Origin of the sequence: Sulfurovum sp. (assembly GCF_049668085.1) — a bacterium.
Classification (GTDB): domain Bacteria; phylum Campylobacterota; class Campylobacteria; order Campylobacterales; family Sulfurovaceae; genus Sulfurovum.
On sequence record NZ_JBATIY010000070.1, the window covers coordinates 1 to 3,602 of the forward strand.

4 protein-coding genes are annotated in these 3,602 nt (G+C 35.5%); 3 read left to right on the plus strand and 1 reads right to left on the minus strand.

All coding sequences use genetic code 11. From position 1 onward, the window contains the following. Nucleotides 1–45: 45 nt before the first annotated feature. Complete coding sequence (locus WBM70_RS04450) at nucleotides 46–1,464, minus strand: DUF1254 domain-containing protein (protein WP_424557303.1); 1,419 nt, start codon at nucleotides 1,462–1,464, stop codon at nucleotides 46–48. 131 nt (nucleotides 1,465–1,595) lie between these two features. Here WBM70_RS04450 and WBM70_RS04455 point away from each other — a divergent pair, with 131 nt between their 5' ends. The 3 genes from WBM70_RS04455 to WBM70_RS04465 form a co-directional block, all read left to right on the plus strand. Then, complete coding sequence (locus tag WBM70_RS04455; RefSeq protein WP_424557304.1) at nucleotides 1,596–2,549, plus strand: helix-turn-helix domain-containing protein; 954 nt, start codon at nucleotides 1,596–1,598, stop codon at nucleotides 2,547–2,549. A 244-nt stretch (nucleotides 2,550–2,793) separates the two neighbouring features. After that, a complete protein-coding gene (locus WBM70_RS04460; protein ID WP_424557305.1) occupies nucleotides 2,794–3,144 on the plus strand; it encodes an MmcQ/YjbR family DNA-binding protein in 351 nt (116 codons plus the stop codon). Nucleotides 3,145–3,146: 2 nt separating this feature from the next. Further along, the coding region (locus WBM70_RS04465) for a methylated-DNA--[protein]-cysteine S-methyltransferase (RefSeq protein ID WP_424557306.1) at nucleotides 3,147–3,602 on the plus strand (456 nt) is incomplete at its 3' end.

Genomic DNA, 3,602 nt, shown 5'->3' on the forward strand with positions numbered 1-3,602 from the left:
CCAATGCCATTAAGTAGATCTTTTTCATTTTGTATCCTTTTGTCTTTATTTGGATATTATGACTTTTGGTAGTACATATAAAGGGTCAAGACTCGCTGGTTCTGGCCAGTAAAGTCTGGCTTGTAGAGAGAATTTTCCATCATATGCCGGCAACCAGTTTGAGACCTTGTCTGCCGAAGGTTTCTCTTTTTGAATATAGATATCTAAAGAGCCGTCTTCATTATATTTAAGACCTTCCGTAGCACTACTAATGACATAACGCTTGATAGAATTTTCTGTAAAAAGTTGTTCTGGCAATTTATACATAGAAAAAGACCAAAACGCTTTTACTGGTGGAAGTCTATCTTTAGAAAAATGAAGTGTATAGTTATGTTTAGAACCATCAAGTGCATCACCATTTTCATCTATCGTTGTATCTGGGTAAAAAGCCTCCTCAATACTGTTTCCATATAGTCCAAAGTACGCAGCTGCTGCACGGGTTAGAAATTTACCTTCCATCTCTTTTGGAGAACCAAATGCTCCTGAAACTTGCATCCATCCATCTTTTACTACACCCAAATTTTTAACTTCTGCTTCTATCTCTACCATCGCTTCATCAATAGCATCTTGCATGACTTTTTTCGTCTCAGGGTCAATGCTGTTTACATCAAATGCTACATCCGCACCAATACCAATTTTTGAAAATCTTTTTAAAAGTGCGCTCTCGCTTGGATTTGGTTTAACTAGCCCAAGGAAAAAGTTAAGATAAGTAATAAACTCAACCGATCTGATTTTTTCATCAGAATAGACTGGAAAATCTAATGGAGATGCCGCTTTAGGAGCTGGTGTTCCCATGTATTGACTTAGAGTCTCTACCTTATATTCACTCATAATTTTCTTGGCATTTTTAGCATCATCTGTAGAGTAGACTTGTGTGCGTGCTAAAGCCAAAAGAATGTTAGAATCTGTTTGTATGACCTTAGTTATCCCTTTAGGCTTTTTTCCACTCCAGTTAGGCCCTGCGATGAGATATTTACCAGCTTTAAAGCCTGTTTCACGTGTACCTATATAACCTATATTATGTGTAAATAGGTCTATAAGTTGCCATGAGTAGTAACGCTTATCAGAAATGGCTGGAACACTTAAAATCATTGGTTCTGCTCGTAAATCGAATATTGCATTTGAATAAAAGGTATCATTATTTGGACGAACCATTGTTGTATATTCTGGACCAAGCAGAACCGCATTATGTGTTAGCTCATTAAAAGGTGTCTCATATACAGGGGAGTCTTTCCAAACCTTTAGAACATAGATCATCTTATAGTTGTCCATCATCGGATAGGTATATATGAACGCTTCTTTGGTAATATTTTTAACTTCTTCTTTGCTCAGGGTTGTTGCACTCAGGGGTTGAATACTTAAAGCCACCAATATGGAGACAAATAGTAGATTTAATTTTTTCATTTTTATCTCTCTTTTTTTCATTTTGTATCCTTTATATTAATATATCTATATAATATTGTAGTATCTTGGAAAATACTTGTCTAGCCATTTTCCGTAAATTTCAGTATACTTAAACAAAAATTATTTATGATTATCAAACAAAAAGGATTATTTTGCCAGATATACATAAATTAAAATTCCAGCCAGGCTTGATTGTTAATCAGGAGTTTTTTGATTATCCTGCTATGCAAGAAAGTGCGAAAAACTGGCTTTTTCTATCAAGATATAGATTTGGCACTGGAACATTTTATGGTCGCCATGACGGTGTACAATTAAGCAATCTACAGTTTGGACATGCAGTTAGACATGAGGGAATGATGTTTTCAGGCCTTTCACCAAGTGATTGTTTAACCATCGTCATTTTGCAAAAAAGTGCCGGTTGTGTATGTTTCAACGACCTTAAAATGGAGACTGGTGATATCATTATAATTGATGACTCACAACCTTATGACTTTAGCTCAAGTCATCCCACAATACTGGGAGTAATTAGTATCGCTAAAACGCTTATTGCAACAGAAATCCCCTGGATACTTGACACTACAGACAAAATATTCAAATACAAGAATAACATACTCTCTGATACAGTTGAAAATGAATGGAGACGTGTTTTAGAAGAACCTAATTTATTTAACAATACTGATGAAATTAAAGAAATGGAAGGCAGAATTATAAAAGCCATCAAGTGTTCTTTTGAGGGACAAACAGGAGAAGCGTGCCATCTCACAGAAGGAGAAAAGACTGCGCTTGAAGTCAGGTCTTTTCTCCTTAATTCTTTAGAAGAAACTATGTCTATACAAAGTATTGCTAAGCAGTTCAATCTATCAGAAAAAACTCTGCTAAACAGCTTCAGATCTCTTTTTGGAATAACACCTAAACGCTTTATGCAGATACTAAAGCTAAATAAAGCGCATGAGGATCTATGTCATGCAGATGCATTAAAGACAAATGTTTCTAACATTGCAATAAAATGGGGATTTTGTAATTTTGGGAGGTTTTCAAAAGACTATAAGGCACTCTTTCTAGTACTACCATCAGAGACATTAAACTCAACTCAAGCAACATTATAGATTTAACCAAACTTTCAAAACCTTATAATCTAACATATTTTATAAGGTTATCTGCTGTAGCGACGTTTTCGGACCATAAATCTCACCTCTTCAATAGAAAACCTTATAAAATGTTCTATATAGGAGGTTTTATAATGAAAACTATTAAAGGAAAGATAAACTCCAAAGTGTTGATAGATTAATAATCTATTACGAACTATGGTATGATCTATAAAGACAATATTTTACAATGCGGAGAAGTGAGATGAACTTTGAACACTTGGATACCTATATACGTGCGAAACAAGGGGTGACTTCTGATTATCCTTTTGATGAGAAGGTTCGTGTCTATCGCATTGCTGAAAAAATGTTTGCTTTGACATCAGAAGATAGACCTATCTCTGTTAACCTCAAGTGTGACCCTATCTATGCCTTGGAGTTACGCTCTCTTTATGAAGGGGTCATTGCAGGGTATCATATGAATAAAAAGCATTGGAACACAGTAACAGTAGAAGATTCTGATGTAGATGATGAAACAGTGGAAGAATTGATAGACCACTCTTATGATCTTGTGTATGAAAAGTTGACAAAGAAACAAAAAGCATTACTAGGATAAACATGCATACTATAAGCATTCAGTATTTTCAATCACCTTTTGGAGAGATGATATTGGGTGCTTATGACAACAAACTCTGTATGGCTGACTGGAGATATAGAAAGACGAGGGAAAGTGTTGACAGAAGAGTTCAAAAGGGACTTAAAGCTATTTTCATAGAAGAAGAGAACGCTGTATTGCAACTAGCAAAAGAAGAGCTTGAAGCGTATTTTAAAGGTCTACGTAAAACATTTGATATTCCTTTGCTATTGGTAGGGACAGAGTTTCAAAAAAGTGTATGGCAAGGATTGACTCAAATTCCTTACGGTACTACGGCTTCATATAAAGAGTTATCTCAAAGTATAGACCATAAAACAGCAGTGAGAGCTGTGGCATCTGCTGTGGGTGCCAATGCGATTTCTATCTTCATCCCCTGTCATCGTATCATTGGATCTGATGGTTCTTTAACTGGCTATGCT

Bases quoted from the DNA above. Each gene is read 5' to 3' on its own strand.
- WBM70_RS04460 (WP_424557305.1), top strand. From the start codon at position 2,794: ATGAACTTTGAACACTTGGATACCTATATACGTGCGAAACAAGGGGTG.
- WBM70_RS04450 (WP_424557303.1), bottom strand. From the start codon at position 1,464: ATGAAAAAAAGAGAGATAAAAATGAAAAAATTAAATCTACTATTTGTC.